Origin of the sequence: Kosakonia oryziphila (assembly GCF_900094795.1) — a bacterium.
GTDB classification, from domain to species: domain Bacteria; phylum Pseudomonadota; class Gammaproteobacteria; order Enterobacterales; family Enterobacteriaceae; genus Kosakonia; species Kosakonia oryziphila.
The window spans coordinates 10,083-26,002 of the sequence record NZ_FMBC01000061.1 but is presented as its reverse complement, the minus strand read 5'-3'; the positions used below and the strand labels follow the sequence as shown (position 1 = coordinate 26,002).

At 53.0% G+C, this 15,920-nt stretch carries 21 protein-coding genes and 2 pseudogenes; all 23 read right to left on the bottom strand.

All coding sequences use genetic code 11. From position 1 onward, the window contains the following. A pseudogene (locus GA0061070_RS21580) lies at positions 1-1,158 on the bottom strand (lytic transglycosylase domain-containing protein); the annotation flags it as partial. After that, on the bottom strand, positions 1,155-1,301 hold the full coding sequence (locus GA0061070_RS21575) for a DUF6889 family protein (protein WP_090138307.1): 147 nt from the start codon (positions 1,299-1,301) through the stop codon (positions 1,155-1,157). The gene GA0061070_RS21575 and the pseudogene GA0061070_RS21580, both read right to left, overlap by 4 nt. A 35-nt stretch (positions 1,302-1,336) precedes the next feature. Next, positions 1,337-1,780 (bottom strand): phage tail assembly chaperone, encoded by a 444-nt coding sequence (locus GA0061070_RS21570; protein ID WP_090138305.1) that lies wholly within the window; start codon positions 1,778-1,780, stop codon positions 1,337-1,339. Between the two features lie 3 nt (positions 1,781-1,783). Beyond that, positions 1,784-2,224 (bottom strand): DUF3277 family protein, encoded by a 441-nt coding sequence (locus GA0061070_RS21565; protein WP_090138303.1) that lies wholly within the window; start codon positions 2,222-2,224, stop codon positions 1,784-1,786. A 9-nt stretch (positions 2,225-2,233) separates the two neighbouring features. Further along, positions 2,234-3,385: a DUF3383 family protein gene (locus GA0061070_RS21560; protein ID WP_090138317.1), complete on the bottom strand. Its 1,152-nt coding sequence runs from the start codon at positions 3,383-3,385 to the stop codon at positions 2,234-2,236. Positions 3,386-3,390: 5 nt separating this feature from the next. Then, a complete protein-coding gene (locus GA0061070_RS21555; RefSeq protein WP_090138300.1) occupies positions 3,391-3,939 on the bottom strand; it encodes a phage neck terminator protein in 549 nt (182 codons plus the stop codon). Beyond that, on the bottom strand, positions 3,932-4,336 hold the full coding sequence (locus tag GA0061070_RS21550; protein ID WP_090138298.1) for a head-tail adaptor: 405 nt from the start codon (positions 4,334-4,336) through the stop codon (positions 3,932-3,934). The genes GA0061070_RS21555 and GA0061070_RS21550 overlap by 8 nt, the downstream gene beginning before the upstream one ends. Beyond that, complete coding sequence (locus GA0061070_RS21545) at positions 4,336-4,839, bottom strand: phage virion morphogenesis protein (RefSeq protein WP_090138295.1); 504 nt, start codon at positions 4,837-4,839, stop codon at positions 4,336-4,338. The genes GA0061070_RS21550 and GA0061070_RS21545 overlap by 1 nt, the downstream gene beginning before the upstream one ends. Then, positions 4,839-5,255 carry a DUF4054 domain-containing protein gene (locus GA0061070_RS21540; protein WP_090138293.1) on the bottom strand — a complete coding sequence of 139 codons (417 nt, stop codon included), beginning with the start codon at positions 5,253-5,255 and terminating at the stop codon, positions 4,839-4,841. Before GA0061070_RS21540 ends, GA0061070_RS21545 begins: the two co-directional genes overlap by 1 nt. A gap of 64 nt (positions 5,256-5,319) precedes the next feature. Further along, a pseudogene (locus GA0061070_RS21535) lies at positions 5,320-5,589 on the bottom strand (STY1053 family phage-associated protein); the annotation flags it as partial. 39 nt (positions 5,590-5,628) lie between these two features. After that, positions 5,629-6,567 (bottom strand): DUF2184 domain-containing protein, encoded by a 939-nt coding sequence (locus GA0061070_RS21530; protein ID WP_090138291.1) that lies wholly within the window; start codon positions 6,565-6,567, stop codon positions 5,629-5,631. A gap of 11 nt (positions 6,568-6,578) precedes the next feature. Next, positions 6,579-7,073, bottom strand: a complete 495-nt coding sequence (locus GA0061070_RS21525; protein WP_090138289.1) for a structural cement protein Gp24 — start codon at positions 7,071-7,073, stop codon at positions 6,579-6,581. 3 nt (positions 7,074-7,076) lie between these two features. Next, positions 7,077-8,279 carry a DUF2213 domain-containing protein gene (locus tag GA0061070_RS21520; RefSeq protein WP_090138287.1) on the bottom strand — a complete coding sequence of 401 codons (1,203 nt, stop codon included), beginning with the start codon at positions 8,277-8,279 and terminating at the stop codon, positions 7,077-7,079. 261 nt (positions 8,280-8,540) lie between these two features. Next, positions 8,541-9,089 carry a phage head morphogenesis protein gene (locus GA0061070_RS21515; RefSeq protein WP_090138315.1) on the bottom strand — a complete coding sequence of 183 codons (549 nt, stop codon included), beginning with the start codon at positions 9,087-9,089 and terminating at the stop codon, positions 8,541-8,543. Between the two features lie 55 nt (positions 9,090-9,144). Continuing rightward, positions 9,145-10,593 (bottom strand): DUF1073 domain-containing protein, encoded by a 1,449-nt coding sequence (locus GA0061070_RS21510; protein ID WP_090138284.1) that lies wholly within the window; start codon positions 10,591-10,593, stop codon positions 9,145-9,147. Then, positions 10,593-11,999 (bottom strand): PBSX family phage terminase large subunit, encoded by a 1,407-nt coding sequence (locus GA0061070_RS21505; protein WP_090138282.1) that lies wholly within the window; start codon positions 11,997-11,999, stop codon positions 10,593-10,595. The genes GA0061070_RS21510 and GA0061070_RS21505 overlap by 1 nt, the downstream gene beginning before the upstream one ends. Then, the gene (locus GA0061070_RS21500) at positions 11,965-12,726 is read right to left on the bottom strand and encodes a hypothetical protein (RefSeq protein WP_090138280.1); all 762 of its coding nucleotides are present in this window, start codon (positions 12,724-12,726) and stop codon (positions 11,965-11,967) included. Before GA0061070_RS21500 ends, GA0061070_RS21505 begins: the two co-directional genes overlap by 35 nt. Positions 12,727-12,788: 62 nt before the next feature. After that, positions 12,789-13,313: a Rha family transcriptional regulator gene (locus GA0061070_RS21495; protein ID WP_090138278.1), complete on the bottom strand. Its 525-nt coding sequence runs from the start codon at positions 13,311-13,313 to the stop codon at positions 12,789-12,791. Positions 13,314-13,579: 266 nt separating this feature from the next. After that, positions 13,580-13,840 carry an Rz1-like lysis system protein LysC gene (gene lysC / locus GA0061070_RS26055; protein WP_244153184.1) on the bottom strand — a complete coding sequence of 87 codons (261 nt, stop codon included), beginning with the start codon at positions 13,838-13,840 and terminating at the stop codon, positions 13,580-13,582. Further along, the gene (locus GA0061070_RS21490) at positions 13,734-14,120 is read right to left on the bottom strand and encodes a DUF2570 domain-containing protein (protein WP_090138276.1); all 387 of its coding nucleotides are present in this window, start codon (positions 14,118-14,120) and stop codon (positions 13,734-13,736) included. The genes lysC and GA0061070_RS21490 overlap by 107 nt, the downstream gene beginning before the upstream one ends. Beyond that, on the bottom strand, positions 14,117-14,560 hold the full coding sequence (locus tag GA0061070_RS21485; RefSeq protein WP_090138273.1) for a lysozyme: 444 nt from the start codon (positions 14,558-14,560) through the stop codon (positions 14,117-14,119). The genes GA0061070_RS21490 and GA0061070_RS21485 overlap by 4 nt, the downstream gene beginning before the upstream one ends. Further along, entirely contained in the window at positions 14,544-14,873 is a 330-nt protein-coding gene (locus tag GA0061070_RS21480; RefSeq protein ID WP_090138313.1) for a phage holin, lambda family, read from the bottom strand. Before GA0061070_RS21480 ends, GA0061070_RS21485 begins: the two co-directional genes overlap by 17 nt. Positions 14,874-15,262: 389 nt before the next feature. Beyond that, positions 15,263-15,907 carry a hypothetical protein gene (locus GA0061070_RS21475; protein ID WP_208598196.1) on the bottom strand — a complete coding sequence of 215 codons (645 nt, stop codon included), beginning with the start codon at positions 15,905-15,907 and terminating at the stop codon, positions 15,263-15,265. Positions 15,908-15,920: the final 13 nt, after the last annotated feature.

The window sequence follows — 15,920 nt, the reverse complement described above, 5'->3', positions numbered from 1 at the left end:
CATAAAACCAAAAATCAGCTCAAGCGTATTTTTCCAGCCGCCGAGATCGTCTTTAAGACCGATCAGCGTATCGCGCAGCCATTTAAATGCTTTTTTCGCCTGGTCGATTTCGGGCTGCCATTTCGACCAGTCGATCAGGCTTTTGCCACCTTCCTTCCAGGTCTGGTAATCCTCCCAGAGCAACAGCAGCGCGCCGACCAGTGCCATCACCCACGTAACAGGCGACTTCCACATTTCTGCGTTCAGCAGTCGCCACACCACTAGCACGCCGCCCAGCGCTTCTATAAGCGACTTGCTGTCAGTATCCAGCCCTTTCCACCAGTCAGAAATCTGGCCTGCGGCCTGAATAAGTCGCATCGCCGCCCGGCCAATGACGTCAGAAAGCCATAAAATCCCCTTGATGACCGCCATAACACCGCGCTCAATCGCCGGGAAATTGTCGAGTATTTGCTTTCGAAGCCGATCGAGGGAACCGGCCAGGCCATCGGTAAGACTGCTGCCGATTTTGTCCCTGGCCATGCCCGCCATCATCGTAAATTCACGCATGGAGGTCATGAAGCGGTTAGAGCTTTTCGCCGCAGCGTCGGCATTGAATCCGATCGCTTTCGCTGTGGCGCTGTATTGCGCACCAAATTCTCCCATGCCACGGCGCATCGCCATCAGCGTGTTTTCGTCAATGCCAAGCATCGACGCGTACTGGTTCGCCCGGTAATAGGGCATAGTGCTGAGCCGCTGGCCGACGCCCGTAAAAATCGACTCCATGCTGCGCATCTGGCCGCTGGCGTCCCGTGTCTGCACTCCCAGACGATTAAGAAAACCTTCCGCCCCCGGACTGGTACGGATAAACCGCGCGAGACTCTCCAGCGAATTGCGCGCGGCGGCTGCGCTGCTGCCCGTCTGCGAAGCGGCATACCCGATAGCCTGAATACCTGCGACCGTCGCGCCGGTGCGCTGGGATGACCAATAAAGATCATCAAGACCACTGGCTATTTTCGTCGTGAACGCCACAACAGACAACGCGGCAGCTTCGACAACAACACCGAGCTTCACAACCGTCCTGGTCACGCCTGCAATCGTGGCATCGAATTTCGCCGCGCCCGCTCCGTCAATATCGAAACCAAGGGAGACCAGGAAAGATTTAATCACTTCAGCATTCACTGGTCCTCCTCCCATTTTCGGATGCGGGCTTTGTTGTCGGCGTTAATATCAAGCCAGTCATTCATGCGTGCGATGTCAGCCAGATCTACAGATCCGTCCTTCAGTGCGGTGTAGTGGATATACCCGGCGTGAACCGGGCGCATGAGAAAATCCTCTCCGTCCGGTAACGCATTAAGCGTTATGCCGCTGGCGGGGTGTCCGTCTCTTTCGTAGGGAGTGCGTGCAAAAAATTTCCCATATTGTCGACCACCACGCGACCCACTATCCCGAGCATTGCGAAAAGGTCGATATCGTCAAACATCAACTGGTCTTCCACAAAAATGGCTGTCCAGTTCCCCGCCGTACTTTTACGCATTACCACTTTCAGGCACGGGTGCAGGATGGCATTAACGCTTTCATCGGGCATATCAGCCAGCGCGTCAGCGATTTTCGGTAATACTGTTTCCAGTGTTTTGAAAATATGCTCTTTGTCAGCCTTTTTATCCTTTACCGCATTTTTGAGAATGGCGGCATCTGACACCAGTTTTGCAATCAGCGGTAACAGCTTGCGGGACACTTTTAACTGGTCAAAAACGGTGAGCTTTGCGGCGCGGTACTCCACGCCATTGGTAGTAAATTCCATTCGTTAAAACTCCCCAAGAATCGGATCGATTTTGCCCGCGTCGAACACCCAGGCGTTATTGTTGCCGACTTTGGCGTTAACCATGTCCGGGTGTTTCTGAAATGCGCAACTGCGCGCGGTAATGATGTCACCACTCACCTTGTTACGGATCACGATGACGTTATTCCCCCAGAGTGCAGAGGAAAGCGACTGAGCGTTATAGGCCAGGTTGAGCTTTTTATTTACCGGGGACGTTTTCAGCAGGTTGACCGTAATCGTTCCTGATTTACCCGCATGAAGGCTGTGCATCACTTCACCATCAGCGCCCGTTGTCATGGTGTTTTTAGCTTCAGAAAAGGAGACGGTGATCCCCTCGTCTGAGTTTGCGGAGCCATACCCCAATTCAATAGAGCCAGTCGGCCCCACCAGCGTGGCGGTGACATCCATAAAAGAATAAGTAGTCATGTTCTCTCCTTACCGCACTACAGTGATTGCCACGCCGCCATAATGCACAGCACCGGCCAGTTTTCCAGCCACCTGAATCGGGACGCCTTTACGGGCTTCGCGGTCGGTCTGTAACTGGTCAGCAACGCTTTTCGCATAGAGGTAATAGCCCTTCGTCAGGGTGTCACCATTAGCCAGTTGACCGATTGGGCCGCCCGTCCATTTACCGGGTGCGAACAGGCCGTTGTTAACCGCTTTGTCGAGCACCGCTTCGATATTCGCCATGCGGGTAGTTGTACCAGCATCGGTCTGCGGGATTTTAGTGGTGCTGGTATAAAGAGTGTTGTAATCGGCGGCCTGTACCGCGTTCTGCAACCAGTCGAGGCCGTGGCGTTCGTCAAAGAAATCACCGTTCGACATCACACCCTGCTCAAGAATTGCCGTGTCGTTTTCGTAATACACGTAAACGTTGCAGTTCTTCGCCTCAAGGTTGTTGGCCTGGCTGGTTGTCAGCGTTTCGTACGTGACACCCGGCTCCTGCTTAAATTTGAGGGTAATCGTCGTGTTGCTGGCTGTGAAATCGACGGTGAACGCACGCGCGAACGCCGACAGCGCTGCATAACGTGAGCTGGTCGAATACTGGATAAACGTCCGGCTGTATTTGGCCGCTTTCAGCTTCGACGCCAGATCGGTAGTAGTTGCAGCCACCAGCGTGTCGGCTTCACTGGTCGTGATACCTAAAATGCGGGAAACGCTTGCAGCTTCGATCGCGGCGGCTACGTTGATAATTTCGGCATCAACCGGATAATCTGCCTCTGGAACAGCCAGATGCAGGCCGTACCATGAGTTGTAATCCATCAGGGCATTGACAGCCTGCAACAGCGTTTCATCTGTGCCAATTTCGCCGGTAGCCAGCGTTTTAGCCCAGCGACCAACATAAACCTGAGTCGGCTGCGGAGACTGAGAGAACCAGATCACAGCAGCTTTGTACTCTTCGCTTTCCACCCCGAAATCGTCACCGATATCATCAGCACTGGAATAAAGGCGCATGCGTTCAGAAATGGGAATAACAGTTGAGTCGCCCAGCAGCAACATAGAGCCAAAATTTCGGCCCTGCGCTGCGCGGGCGGAGAGCATCACCGTCACATTCGTGACGCGACTTAATGGCAGACCTTTCTGCACCATGATTAATCTCCGGTATTGATTGTGACGTTGCCGTCGACGATGGATTTGATGTTGTAAGTGCGGGTGGTTTTGCGGGTCAGCGTGATGGTGATGTCGTACCGCCTCACCCACTGGTTATTAATCAGTTCGGGCAGGTTATAAATTGTCCCGACGTCTCCGATGGATAAGCCAACACGGTTAAGCTCCGTATTGTTCTGCTCGACAAAGAGACCAGCACGGAATGCTGTTGCCATAGCCGCCCCTTGCGGCCCGTAGAAGCAACAAATTACCGTTACGCTCTCCCACGCCCACTGTTCAGAGGTATCCTCGCCAACCTGAACATTCGCCGGAAATCCAGGTAACGGGACGGTGGTAATGCCAAACGCACACCAGGTAATTCCATTATTTGGGATATCAGCCTGCGGGTCAGTCCAGCGGGGGAAAACCCGTTTAGCTTGCAGACCAGAAACACCCCGAATCCACCGACTAATTTCTCGCTCCAGCGCCTCGTCATACTGTGGGCTATCCCCTACAGGCGTCAGATACCCGCGCACGGTACTCTCGTTACTCAACTGGCATCCCTCCGTTAAAGTCCACCAGCTCACAATGCGCCTGGACGAACCCGGCACCGTAGCGGGTATACGGGTCGACAAACGTTACGCGATAGTCGCGACCGCTGTACGTCACGATATCAGCATCAAGGCGCGCCGCCGCATCCGTTCCGGCCTGCCCCTGCGTCAGGCGAAATTGCGTTACGATGAGGATCGCCCCGTTGATGTTCTGCCCGGCGGCCATGCGCTTCGCTTCCAGCGAACGGTCAACCGTCACCACACCTGAGAAGGGGAAATCCTGCGGCGTGTTCGTCGGGAAATTATCCTCATCCAGCGTCTGAATCTGCCGGTGGCAGACAAGCGATGTGTCGAGGAAATCCGGATCCATGATGACGTCGGACATATCAAGAAATGGCATTATTTCTTCCTCACGACGTAGGTGATCGACCGCAGCAGATAGCCGTGGGCATAGAGCGGCTTTTCACCGGGTAAACCCTGTTCCCGTCGCGCCTGGAGCGTTTTTTCTGACAGCGGCTGTAAACGGTCACCATCGCTGATAACTTTCTTCGCGCCGTCAGAGGCAATGATCCCTGCTCTTTCCAGCTCTGTCCGGGCGCCATCGGCGTTACCTTCCAGAACCAGCCCGGCGGCAGCCTTCAGATGAGCAGTTGTGCGGCTGCGGGTATCTTCAATGCCGATGTCGAGAAACGGCCGGGGCGGTAGCGTTACCGTTACGCCATCAATCTGAATGGTTGCGCCCGTCGATTGCAGATACCCGATTTCGGCATTATTCAGTTTCCCGTCCTCACGCGGGGCGTTGCCTTCCGGGATACCCACCAGCACATCCATCCCGGAAAGCTCCTTCAGCGCGGCAAGCACTGACTCTGCGTTATCCTCTGTGACCTTCATGCCACTTTTCATCACGGCGTACCCAGTTGAATTGCGCCTGCTCCGAAAATCATCAGGTATTCCCAGAACTCAGAGCCATAGCGCGTGTTATTCCAGAAACCCGCATCAGGATTCAGCGTGCTGCTGGCGTCATAACTGGCGCTGACTTTATCCACTGACTTGGCTGTCAGAATCCCGGTATTCGCTCCGCCAGCGCCACCAGCAGCAGCCGAACGGTTATCTGCCGCAGACAACGCAAGGTAATGCGCCACAAACAGACAGGCGACATACGGGAATACATCCGGGCCAAAGCGACTTTCGCTCATCAGCACGTCGACCAGATTCAGGCGCATCTGGATAGCAGGATCGGGATAAGTGGTTTCGTCAGCGAACTGCGGGAAGGTTTGCCGGAAAAAATCAGGCGTCGGAAGACTACTGTTTTTTGCCATTTCCATCAGCCTTAGAAGAAAGTTCGGTTACTTTCTCTGTCAGCGTCTTCACTTCCGCTCCCAGCTCAGCGATGCGGGTGTCTTTTCCCGCAGCCGCATCAACCTGTTTTTGCAGTTCAGCAAGAGAGGCATCTTTTTGCGAAATTAACGCTTCCAGATCAGCGATGCGGGTGTCTTCTGCCGCTGCCGGTGCTTCGCCATCAGGTGAAATGTGTGCCTGAACAAACCAGTGTTCGGCCACATCATCAGCCACTTCATGGAAGCCAACAGGAAAATGTTTCTGCTCTTTGCCGTTGTTGAAATTGAACGGTGCCAGTACGTAAATCTTTTTCATTTCCAGTCCTCATGAACGGCCCTTGCGGGCCGCTGTGGGTTAAATGCCGTCAACGTAGGCCAGCGTTTCCGGGTAAACCGGTTCAACTGCGCCCAGCTTGCCGTAGTAGGTAACGAGCTGATACAGACCGCGATACTGGATCGGGACGCTCATCAGCGGAACCATCGGGAAGCGGACGTATTTCTTGTCGTTGGTGTAGAACATCATGCGGTCAGAGTTCGACGCGCCACGGCCTTTCGCCCATTTCACCGGACGAATGTTCAGTGGACGCCCGTTCTGGTGATACGCGATGGTGTTGGTTTCCAGATAAGTCAGCAGTGACTGGTTACCGGCGCTGGAAACAATGGTGCTTGCCAGCAGAGAATATTGCTCCGGCGGCAATAGCATATCGGTAGGAACCATTGAGTAAGATGAGTTCGCCCAGGCCGAGCTTAACCCGGCATTGATTGCATTACGGATTTCGTCAGCAGAGGACGCTGAGAAGGTTTTTGCGGCATTGGTCGGCGCCACCTGCGACAGGTTCAGCAGGCCTTTAACGCCAAGACCAGTATCGCCCGTGTACACCTGCTCGTCGGTGTCCATGTTCCACTTGAGCTGCATGCCGTCATATTTCTGGGTGTCGATCGGGCGACCTACCTGTGCAGCAGCCTGCAATTCAGGAACAGTCCAGCCCAGCTCCATGCCCCACAAAGTCAGTGGGAAACCTGTTTTTGCGATGTCAACGTTAACGCCAGCCATCGCGGTAGGGAGTTTGCTCAGCCAGTTTTTGCCGTTGGCATTCGGCGTACCGGCAGCAGCAAAGGTTGTGTTAGTGAATGAGCTGATTTCGTCAGCAATAGACACGTCTTCACGCAACTGGATATCGCGCGACCAGGTGTAACTCACCAGCGGCAGATTCAGTGTCTGATCAAGACGCTCCAGCTCATGGATAAGAAAGGCACCAGTGCTGTCGACTGTCGCCTGGTCAAATGTCTGCATTTGCGATTTCCTTAAATATTAAAGGCCAGCTCAATGTTGCCGCTGGTATCGCCAGGGCCATTGAAGTAAGCGTTGGTGATTTGCACGGTGTTCGAGCCGTCAGCGGCTGCGAGGAATGCGCCGAGTGGGCTGGAAGCGGACGGCGTAGCCACGCGCATGTAAACCGGGCCGCGCAATGCGACGCCGGACGCGTCAGCGCCAAGGTTTACCGTGACGTAGCCACGCACCAGGCAATCCCCGGTAAAGTTTTTACCGCTGCCGACCTGCTGGACTTTGTCCGGCTGGCTGGCGGTCGGATACGGACGAACGTAAATACCCGCCAGCACCGCCGCTGTATCGCTCGCGGCGATTGGCACGAATTTCCCGGAAGAAATCTTGCCGCCCAGGCCATAAGCAGAAAACAGGTTGGTGGAATCCAGCAGTTGAGGTTCAACCGTCAGATCCTGCGGACGAGAGATCGCCCCGGCGATGCCTGCCGGCATCCGGTAAAGAAAAGTATTCGACATGGGTTAGCCTCGTTTAGACCAGAATTCCTGCGCGGCCTGATTCATGCCGGCGATGGTTTTTACGGTGGTGGCAGTCTGCGTTTGCAGGCTGTCTACGGTTTTGGTGTTTCGGGTTTTTGCCAACTCAGAAACAGCGTTAAAGGCCATATCGACCGTGGCTTTTTTCAGCGTGCTGATATCAGCGTCACCCACGATAGAGCGCACCATCGTTTGATCCGCAGAGGCGAGAACCTGACGCTTGAACGCCGTCAGTTTTGCTTTCGCTGGCAACTGGATGCCGGGCTGAATAAGATCGGCACGATAAGCGGCATCGCCAGTAACCTGCCCCTCTTTTTCATCCTTTTCATCGTCTTTTGCGTCTTCATCCCCTGTGGCTGGCGTCATGGTGCATGTCATTTTATTGACTGCCTCAATCAGTGCCTTACCCCAGGCCGGGATTTCCTCCTGCTCGTCACCCGTACCGGACAGCGCAGGAGCGGGCATAGGACTCTGAGGTGAAAGGTTGATGACCACGCCGCCCGGCGTCATGGAGGATGAAACATCGTCATCCCCGGTCACGGTATCGGGCGGGTTATCGATAAGGCTTGCCATTTCAGCGGCGTCCCCGGTTTTACGGGCTTTCAGGAGCCGGGTAAACCAGTTTTTAGTAGTGCTTGGCATAGAATCTCCTACTGCACAACGGAAACCGGCCCGCCCGTTAGGGACAAGGGCCAGATGGTTAGCGGTAATCGCAGATTGATTTGCGAGACCAGGTGAAATTTGTTCGTAGTCGGCGTCATACCCGCAACTGACTTCATCATCACCATCCTCGATGGCCTGGAGGGCTTCCGGGGTTTTGATGATGACGTCAGCCAGCAGCAGATCGGATTTATCGCCAGTACCGCTCCGGACATTCTGGATATGCCCGTGCGCGAGCTGACGCCAGTTATCTGGTGTGACAAAGATGATCTGGCCGCCAAAATCGCGGGGATGGCCGATGGTTACCGCCATACCTTCGAATGACGCCATTGCGCGCTCGCTGAATACCTCCTCCGGTGTTCGGCGAACAATGACCTTGCCTTTTTCATTAGGGATGAGTTCCGGGCGCTCGGTGGCGTCGTACTCCTGCTCGCCAGTTCTTGCGATCGGTACGTCTTTAAACAGGACAGAACCATCAGCAAGTTGATAGCGTGTATTTCCCAGGCGGGTTTTGAAGAAATATTTCATGGATTACCTGCTGAATTGCGGGCATTAAAAAGGCCGCTCGGTGGCAGCCTTGTGAAATGGGAAAAGTGTTTAAAATGACGCTCTATTTAACATAAGGGTTCTTAACCGCACCGACGAAAATGGACTCGATCAAAATCCCCCCTCAAAGCCGCAAAAATAGCAATTATCCGGGCTGAAAATTGAGATTTCAGAATATAACATTTTCATAACATTTCGCGGGTATTGCAGTTCGCATGAAATGAATGCTGAAAGCCTCATTTTTCACTTTCTCGGTTCCGGGATATGTACCTCAGGCCAGCATTTGCAATTCGGCAAACATCCGGCGTGGCCGGTCATACTGTCCAGTGTCGGAGGGTTATCCCAACGAACAAACTTATCTTTCATCTTCCGGTGCGACGGGCGCGTACCTGCCCCCTCAATTCGCCACCAGTAACCCTCAGAACCAACCGCGAGCGCACGGGCCTGTGTAAGTGCTCCGGTCGCTCGTCCAATCTCAGTGCGGGCAATTAACTGCGCTCTACTGGCAGCAACTTTACCAGAGGCCATAATCTCTTCGTAAAGCTGATCCGGACGCTCGCCATTAATAACCGCCTGCATTGCGCGCTGCTGAATCTCCATCACGCGATCGGAAGCTTCGAGCGGCAGGGACTTCATAAGCTGAATCTGGCGATAAACGATATCCTGCGCCACCTGCCCGACCGGAGTGTTTCCCACCACATCACGCAGGCCAACGCTAATCTCTTCAGATACCGATTTCCACTGGTTCCACTCTTCCTTCTCGACCTGTGCGAACATCTTATTGGCGACCATTTCAGCCCAGGACGATATTAGCTCTGAGTAATCCACCAGCGTGCTTGCCGTCTTATCAGCGCTTGCCTGTGAACCATCGTAGGAACCCGCCACTATTTCGCCGATCTGGTTGGCTATCGCCAGTAGGCTCTTTCTGTACTGTCGCTCCGATTTGCGGCGGAGGTTCGGTTTCAGATTCAGCCTCCTCCCACTGAGACTTGGCATTGTTTATGTCCTCGTCTGAAATACTGGATCCAATGCCTGTCACGTCTGCCATTTCGCGCAGGTCTGTCAGTGCGGCATGCTGAGGCATACCCAGATCGCGAACCGCCGTTGCCAGCGCGGTAGCTGTGTTCGTCGCGACCGTTGAGCGATCAACGTCCGACATCTGCCAGAGCGGGTTAAATTCAAAGGTGAAATCGTCCGGCAGCGGTTGGCCGAATTCCGAGCGATGCAGGACATCGAACAGCAGGCGAATATGCGGGCGAAGATCGCGTTCCTGCTGCGTACCCACGTCGCCGTAGTAGTTAGCCAGGTCAGCGTCGCCAGTTGAAAAACCTTTCGGCGACTGCCGGAACATGCGCACCAGCGGAATTCCAACGGCCCCGGCGATGTCCTCCTTGAACTCGCTCAGAAGGTCAGACAGCCCGGCAAAAGAATATGTGTGCGTCTCGAAGGAGTCCTCCGCGTCGAACAACGACATGCCTTCGTTGGTTTGATACTGGCGCACCAGTTCCATCTGCTTGATAAGGGCTTCGTATGCAACCCCACCCAGACCAATTATTTTCCTCAAATCCTTTATTTTTGCTGTCCGCAAATGCGCTTTATAGGCCAGTTGTGCCGCGCCGACGTTGGTGCTGTCGTAAGACGTCAGGCGGTCGAAAATGCGCTCAACGACTGACATACCCCATTCGTTTTCGGTGATTTTTTGCTGGTACGGCAGTTTCACACCATCCATGCGAATCAGGCGGGAGTGGTGCAGCGTCCAGGCGGGTAAACCCTGCGCCGTCGTCACGATGTCGTAGAATTCAGGTTTGCCGAGGTTTGGCCCAAGCGTTTTAATGCGGCGTGTTAACTGCGGGTTGAGCATCCATCGGTCGAGCACGGTCAGCCCTTTGAAGCTTCCTTTGCCGACTTTATCCAGGATCAACGGGGTTAACGGCGCCTGGCCTTCGATAAGTATCAGCGCGCCAGCGCCACCATAAAGCCGCGACCATTTCAGCGTCTCGTTGAGCGCGTCCCACAGTTGAAGCTCTTCAAACTTCGATTCCAGAATGCCGCGGCGCTTCGGGTCAATCTCGCTGGTAATACGCACGCCTTTTTTGGTCATGTCGTCAGCGATAGCATCCACAGCCACGCCGATGATCCACGACGAACGGTACGCCCATTCAATGAGCAGGCGGTTACGGCTGGTATAATTAGCCCGGTATGTGGATGCAGCGTGCTGGTTAGGCTGCTGCATCCCGACGCGGGCGACAAAGTTATCGTAAGAGTCCGCCGTGGCGACTTTCTGTTTGCGTCCCATTACTGACTCCCGAGAATTCGCCAGATATCCATAGAGGTATCGGTAGGTGCAAACGCCATGATGAAAGCGTCTGCAATGTTTGGTGAAGGCACGTCGCGTTTGGCGAGATCTTTTTTGCTCTCAACCATGACGCGCCCGTTTTTATCGAAATCGCGGTGAGGAGTGGAAAGCTCGTATTTCAGTTTTTCCAGTAGCGGGCATTCGCTGTCGATACTAATCAGATCATCGACGTCGAATTTTTCGCCATTCTTCACTGCGTTGTAGGTATTGCGGAAACGGTCAGCCACCAGCCACCAGGCTTGCGCTTTCAGGTTCGCGAAGAAGTCTTTATTCAGGATGTCGAGCTGGTATACCTCATCCGGTTCGTGTACGCCTTCGCCAGCATTGAACTTGCTGTACTGGAGCGCCACCGCGCGATAAGGATCCGCCGCTTTTCGTTCAGCGTTGATTTCTTCAAATTTCGAACCGCTACCAGCACCCACCCCGATAGAGTCATAGACAATTTCTGCGCCACGTTCGAGGGCGGCGTTATAGGTGCGCTTACAACTTTTCATCAGCTCATCTTCTTTCGCCTTCCACTCATCAGCCCAATAAACGACAGAGCCGTAGCGATAGACGTTGGCGCATTTATCCGCGCCGCTGTCGGCGACGTCGAAACCCAGACGTTTTCGGCCGTTGGGTTCGAATCCCAGCTTTTTATGTGCATCGATAGCAGCCTCAACCCACGACAGCTTAATCACAGCGTTATCATCGTCAGTGCGTGGAACGCCGAGATAAACATGCTCGAACGTTTCCGGGTCTCGCGCCTTTGCCGCTTCTATAACGTCTTTCATGGTGCTGCTAAGGAACTGGTTTTCGTCGTAATTGATTCTCCGCACCAGCGTGTTGGGAGGAGGATCAATAACGAAGTTTCGCCATACATAATCCGTTACCAGTCGCGGGTTAAAGATGAACCAGCACTCCGATCCCTCTTTACGAATGGTTGGCTCAAGGATCTCCCATTGCGCCTCTGTAATGGCGTGTGCCTCTTCGTTCCAGAGCACGTCCACGCTTTCCAGTGACTTTATCTCTTCAATATGTCGCCACAGACCGTAAAAAATGAACTCGGCACCGGTGTGACGGTTGATGATTTTGTTGTCGAGAATGCGGAAACGGTGGCGCAGGCCAAAGCGGTTAATCTGTATTTTCAGCAGAGCGTAAACCGATTCTTCGATTTTGTTTTGTATCTGGCGCGTACAGAGAAAACGCAGCGGATAATGGTCAGCCAGGAAAATAGCGAACCCGGCAGCATCCCACGATTTTGACGATGACCGGCCACCGTAAAGCACCTTATTCCTGGCTCTCGTCGTCCAGAACGGGCGCAGCGCCGGATTAAGTGTCGGTTTCGATATCTGCATAGAAATCATTCAGACCGCGAGGAGCATTGTTATTCGGATCACCGGCTTCGCGTTTGAGTCGGTCAGCATCAAGGCTAACTTTCTCTGTGGCGGCCAGGCGATAATCGGTATCGGCGTAGATCTTGCCGACCGTAGCCAGAGTTCCGGTAATAGATTCGATTCGCACGGTGTTGCGCATCATTGCTTTCTCTGCGGCGCTGATATTTTCCAGCAAGGATTTCTTTTGCTGTGGTTCTTCAGCGTCTTCAAGCAGCGTTACCCATCGTCCAATATTTTCAGCAGCGACAAGGTTACTGGCGCGCAAGCGGAATAATTCATCCTCCAGGCTCAGCGCCTTTGCATCCTCGATAACTTCATCGCTCAATAGCAGGCGGCGGGCATAGCCACCGTGCTTTAGCGCAACCTGATTACCGGGAGGGAATGGGTTAACAGGGGGAGCAGTACGAGATCCGCGAATCGGTTTCGTTTCTGGATACTTTTCGCTGTTGCCTGTTTCGCACTTTTCACGAAAAGTCTCCGCAGGCCGAGCGGAGGGAGTCTTAACCTTTTGCGAATTCGCATTTTTTTTCGCACTGCCTTTCTGCGAATTCGCACCGTAATTCGTAACTTTGATATAGCGTTTAGCAGTGGCGTAATTCAGTCCCTGAGCCTGGCACCAGTCTTTAGGGGAAATACCTGTTTTGGCATGCTCGGCGAGGAACTGGTCTTGCAGTGCTCCCCAGTCCGGTTTTGCCATAATACTTACCTCACGTTGACATTATCGAAGCCCCTCAGTGAAGGGCTCCTGTAATGCCGCGATCAGCCAATAAGCAACTCGGGCTGCGTTACCTGCATGATGTGCTCATGCTCGAGCTCCAGAACGCGCTTCTCTTTCTTCCGCTCATTCATCAATCGGCTTCCGATCGTGCCTTTCAGCTTTGAGCGCGTTTCTTTGATGGCGTAGCGGTGCTGCATTTCTTCTCCCATCGCCATGCGTCGGCTAAGTTGTTCGGCCATCCAGTTAAAGGCAGCGATGTATTGCTCCTTAATCGCGGTCGCAGTCTTACCGGTGAAACCCATTACAAGCATCATCCAGCCATCTTTCGTGATGTTGTACATCAGGCGCATCTCGCCTTTTTTATCGAGGTATTCAACGGGCTCAAAATTGAGCCGGTTAAAGTCAGGCGAGCAATCAGACTCCAGCCGCTTGATAGTGCGAAGAACGTTTTTATGCGCCTTGCCGAAATAGCGGGCGATTTTCATGGACGTTGTGATGACCTTGCCGTTAGATGGCAAAACCATTTCGCGGAAGTCAAAGGCCGGAATAACTGACGGATTATTCATAGCGTGTACCTTTCTTTGAGATGAACCTTTGCCGCATAGGAAATCAGCCCGTCGAGGCTCGCCAGCACTAACTGACTTCCTCAAAGGCTCATTTCAAAGGGTTTGGTTCGACGTGGTTTTAATGCGCTGCGGTGCGCGGTGAAATGCGGATACAAAAAGCCCCGGCAGTTGCCGAGGCTCAGAATTTTGTTTTTGACACTTAATGATTTCTATTCAGCTAGACTGCTCACAGCATGAATGACTTTTACTACTTTCATTTCTCGATTTCAATTTATTTTTCTCGCCTCTTCAATTTTCCGAATTGCCGCCTTATCTAAATTGCACTGCCCCAGCGCCGTATAGAGCTGAGTATTTAACTCCAGACTTGCCTGCCACGTGAACGGAACCACCATTCCTGGGATCTGCGTGTCTGCTGTCAGGTCAGCGCTTATTGGCGCTACCGGAGCGGTAACGTAAACTGTCCGCGTATTCCCGCAGGCTGTCAGCAGCGGCAGCAGGAACAGGCTGGTTAGCACACGGATCACCATGCAGCGCTTGCCGAATATAGACAATCCGAGTCTCGCCTTTTTCAGCCAGTTCTCTTTTCGCATTTTGAGTCGCCTGTGAAATGTCGTTAATCAGCTTCATCGCGGTCATAACGTTGTTCGTTACGGCTTCGGATGTTTCAGCCCGCTGCGTCGCTTTATCTCTCTGCGCTTTGTAGGCGATCGTGGTGTCACGATAGTGATTAGCGAAAAAGGCGAGCACGGCCACCAGCGCTATTACCGACAACTGAAGCCAGTAGCGCTTTAACAGCGCCGTAATCACGACAGGAACAGAGCAAGCTCCGCCTCACGGCGACGGGAAAGACCAGCCAGCACCTGCCCGTCTGCTTTGTTCCAGCGCAGAAATTCATTCGCTGCACCGTCATAATCACCGGCATTCAGCTTTTTCAGGAGAGTGGACGTGGAAAGCGCACGAGAGCCGACGTTGTATGCAAACGAGACCAGCGCATCAAACTGCCCTTGCGTTAGTTTCACTCTGACAACTTTCAGCACATCATTCTCATAACCCACCAGCCCGGTCTTTAGCAGACGATCAGCTGTAACCTGGTCGATAGTCATTCCGCGTTTAACTGGCTTACCATCAACAGGATGCGTCCAGCCATAGCCCAAAGTCCAAACCCCGACAGAATCCTGATAAGCCGTTAATCGACATCCTTCGAACTGCTTAATCAGGCGGATACCTTTTTCACTGGTGATCATCATTCACTCCCGCTCGTCGTTTAAGTGCACTGATAGCGATTTCACGCAGTTTGTCCACGCCAACGAATCCAATCACACCACCGACGAACGGTGATATCGATACCGGAAGGCCAACCACATCGAGCGCACTCGTGATACATAAAGACAAGGCGCCGCAAAGGATGCCCTCGAGCCATTTATTTTTTCGTGTTGCACCGTCGTATATCAGGCGACCGTAGGCGATGACAGCAGCCATGCCTGCCCCGAAAATCTGAGGCCATCCGTTTTTAAGTCCTGTCACAACAGTGACCCAGAACTCGGGGGTTTTATCATTCATTTTCATGAGCCTCACCTCCGATAGTTCGGATGGCGCTGTTTATTTAAAAAGGTCAGGCTCTCGGGCTGTATTTAACAACAAAGCCATTTGAAGTTGATTCCCGGAGCCTGAAATAAAAAAGCCAGCGATTAAGCTGGCAATATGAGGGTAAAGCAATGTCGGCATCGTGGCCGAAGGTACCCTGGCTGGGTTTGGTTGCGGTGGCGAGCGCCAGTCTCTCGCTTAACGTCAATCGATGCTTTAGCACCGCTACGCCATTGGCCGGGATTAACCGATTTACTCTTTTACCGCTAATAAAAAAGCCCAAGGCGTTAACCTCGGGCTTGAATTCTGTCGGTGTTTTTTATGTCACCTCGCTCTTTCGCCTTCGACGTCCGAGCATATCTGAATTATGCAGCTTCAAAACTTGTTTTCAAGTCTTTTTTGCAAGTTTCTTCATTTTCGATGCTGAGTTCTGCAATAAGCGTGAAGAAGACGGAAGAATTGAACAAATCGACACACCATCTTATGCGGTCGATGCACTGTTTTTCCGTCAGGAATGGCGCATAGTGGTATTGCATCCACCTGGCCATATCAACCAGTGGTTGCCTGCTGGAGTAATAACGCTTTCCAACCTTATAAATCAGGTTTTCTTCCGGGAAGGACTTCAGTATTACCGCCTCCATAAAGTCGGCTTCATCGCGATCAATGGCGTTAGAAATGATTTCATTAAGCGACTTTTTAGGCCACAAAATAGCCCTCGCCATAACAATCAGGTTCTCACCTGAATAACCTATTTTTTTGAGCCTGGTTAATACGTCAGCAATCTTTTCCTGCTGCTCCCCGCTCCACCCGGTGATGATCATTGACCACATACCACCACCGCCGGAAAGGTGTTCTGTCCCACTGCCGCCGTAAACAGAACCCCACAGGCTCAGCAATGAGCGAATCCATCGTTCTTGCGACGGTTTCAGACGTCGATATTTGCCAAGGTATGAGCGACGAGGAACCTTAGCTAATTCTGACCATTCGGTATTTTGGTCTGCGCGTTTCATGCTGCTGCTCCTG

What these genes read in the sequence shown, in the direction of transcription:
- GA0061070_RS21485 (WP_090138273.1), bottom strand. Translation starts at nt 14,560, where the DNA reads ATGATGATCACCAGTGAAAAAGGTATCCGCCTGATTAAGCAGTTCGAA.
- GA0061070_RS21480 (WP_090138313.1), bottom strand. Translation starts at nt 14,873, where the DNA reads ATGAATGATAAAACCCCCGAGTTCTGGGTCACTGTTGTGACAGGACTT.
- GA0061070_RS21520 (WP_090138287.1), bottom strand. Translation starts at nt 8,279, where the DNA reads ATGAAATATTTCTTCAAAACCCGCCTGGGAAATACACGCTATCAACTT.
- lysC (WP_244153184.1), bottom strand. Translation starts at nt 13,840, where the DNA reads ATGGTGATCCGTGTGCTAACCAGCCTGTTCCTGCTGCCGCTGCTGACA.
- GA0061070_RS21550 (WP_090138298.1), bottom strand. Translation starts at nt 4,336, where the DNA reads ATGCCATTTCTTGATATGTCCGACGTCATCATGGATCCGGATTTCCTC.
- GA0061070_RS21510 (WP_090138284.1), bottom strand. Translation starts at nt 10,593, where the DNA reads ATGGGACGCAAACAGAAAGTCGCCACGGCGGACTCTTACGATAACTTT.
- GA0061070_RS21570 (WP_090138305.1), bottom strand. Translation starts at nt 1,780, where the DNA reads ATGGAATTTACTACCAATGGCGTGGAGTACCGCGCCGCAAAGCTCACC.
- GA0061070_RS21540 (WP_090138293.1), bottom strand. Translation starts at nt 5,255, where the DNA reads ATGGCAAAAAACAGTAGTCTTCCGACGCCTGATTTTTTCCGGCAAACC.
- GA0061070_RS21500 (WP_090138280.1), bottom strand. Translation starts at nt 12,726, where the DNA reads ATGGCAAAACCGGACTGGGGAGCACTGCAAGACCAGTTCCTCGCCGAG.
- GA0061070_RS21545 (WP_090138295.1), bottom strand. Translation starts at nt 4,839, where the DNA reads ATGAAAAGTGGCATGAAGGTCACAGAGGATAACGCAGAGTCAGTGCTT.
- GA0061070_RS21530 (WP_090138291.1), bottom strand. Translation starts at nt 6,567, where the DNA reads ATGCAGACATTTGACCAGGCGACAGTCGACAGCACTGGTGCCTTTCTT.
- GA0061070_RS21505 (WP_090138282.1), bottom strand. Translation starts at nt 11,999, where the DNA reads ATGATTTCTATGCAGATATCGAAACCGACACTTAATCCGGCGCTGCGC.
- GA0061070_RS21565 (WP_090138303.1), bottom strand. Translation starts at nt 2,224, where the DNA reads ATGACTACTTATTCTTTTATGGATGTCACCGCCACGCTGGTGGGGCCG.
- GA0061070_RS21515 (WP_090138315.1), bottom strand. Translation starts at nt 9,089, where the DNA reads ATGGTCGCCAATAAGATGTTCGCACAGGTCGAGAAGGAAGAGTGGAAC.
- GA0061070_RS21575 (WP_090138307.1), bottom strand. Translation starts at nt 1,301, where the DNA reads ATGCGCCCGGTTCACGCCGGGTATATCCACTACACCGCACTGAAGGAC.
- GA0061070_RS21475 (WP_208598196.1), bottom strand. Translation starts at nt 15,907, where the DNA reads ATGAAACGCGCAGACCAAAATACCGAATGGTCAGAATTAGCTAAGGTT.
- GA0061070_RS21495 (WP_090138278.1), bottom strand. Translation starts at nt 13,313, where the DNA reads ATGAATAATCCGTCAGTTATTCCGGCCTTTGACTTCCGCGAAATGGTT.
- GA0061070_RS21525 (WP_090138289.1), bottom strand. Translation starts at nt 7,073, where the DNA reads ATGTCGAATACTTTTCTTTACCGGATGCCGGCAGGCATCGCCGGGGCG.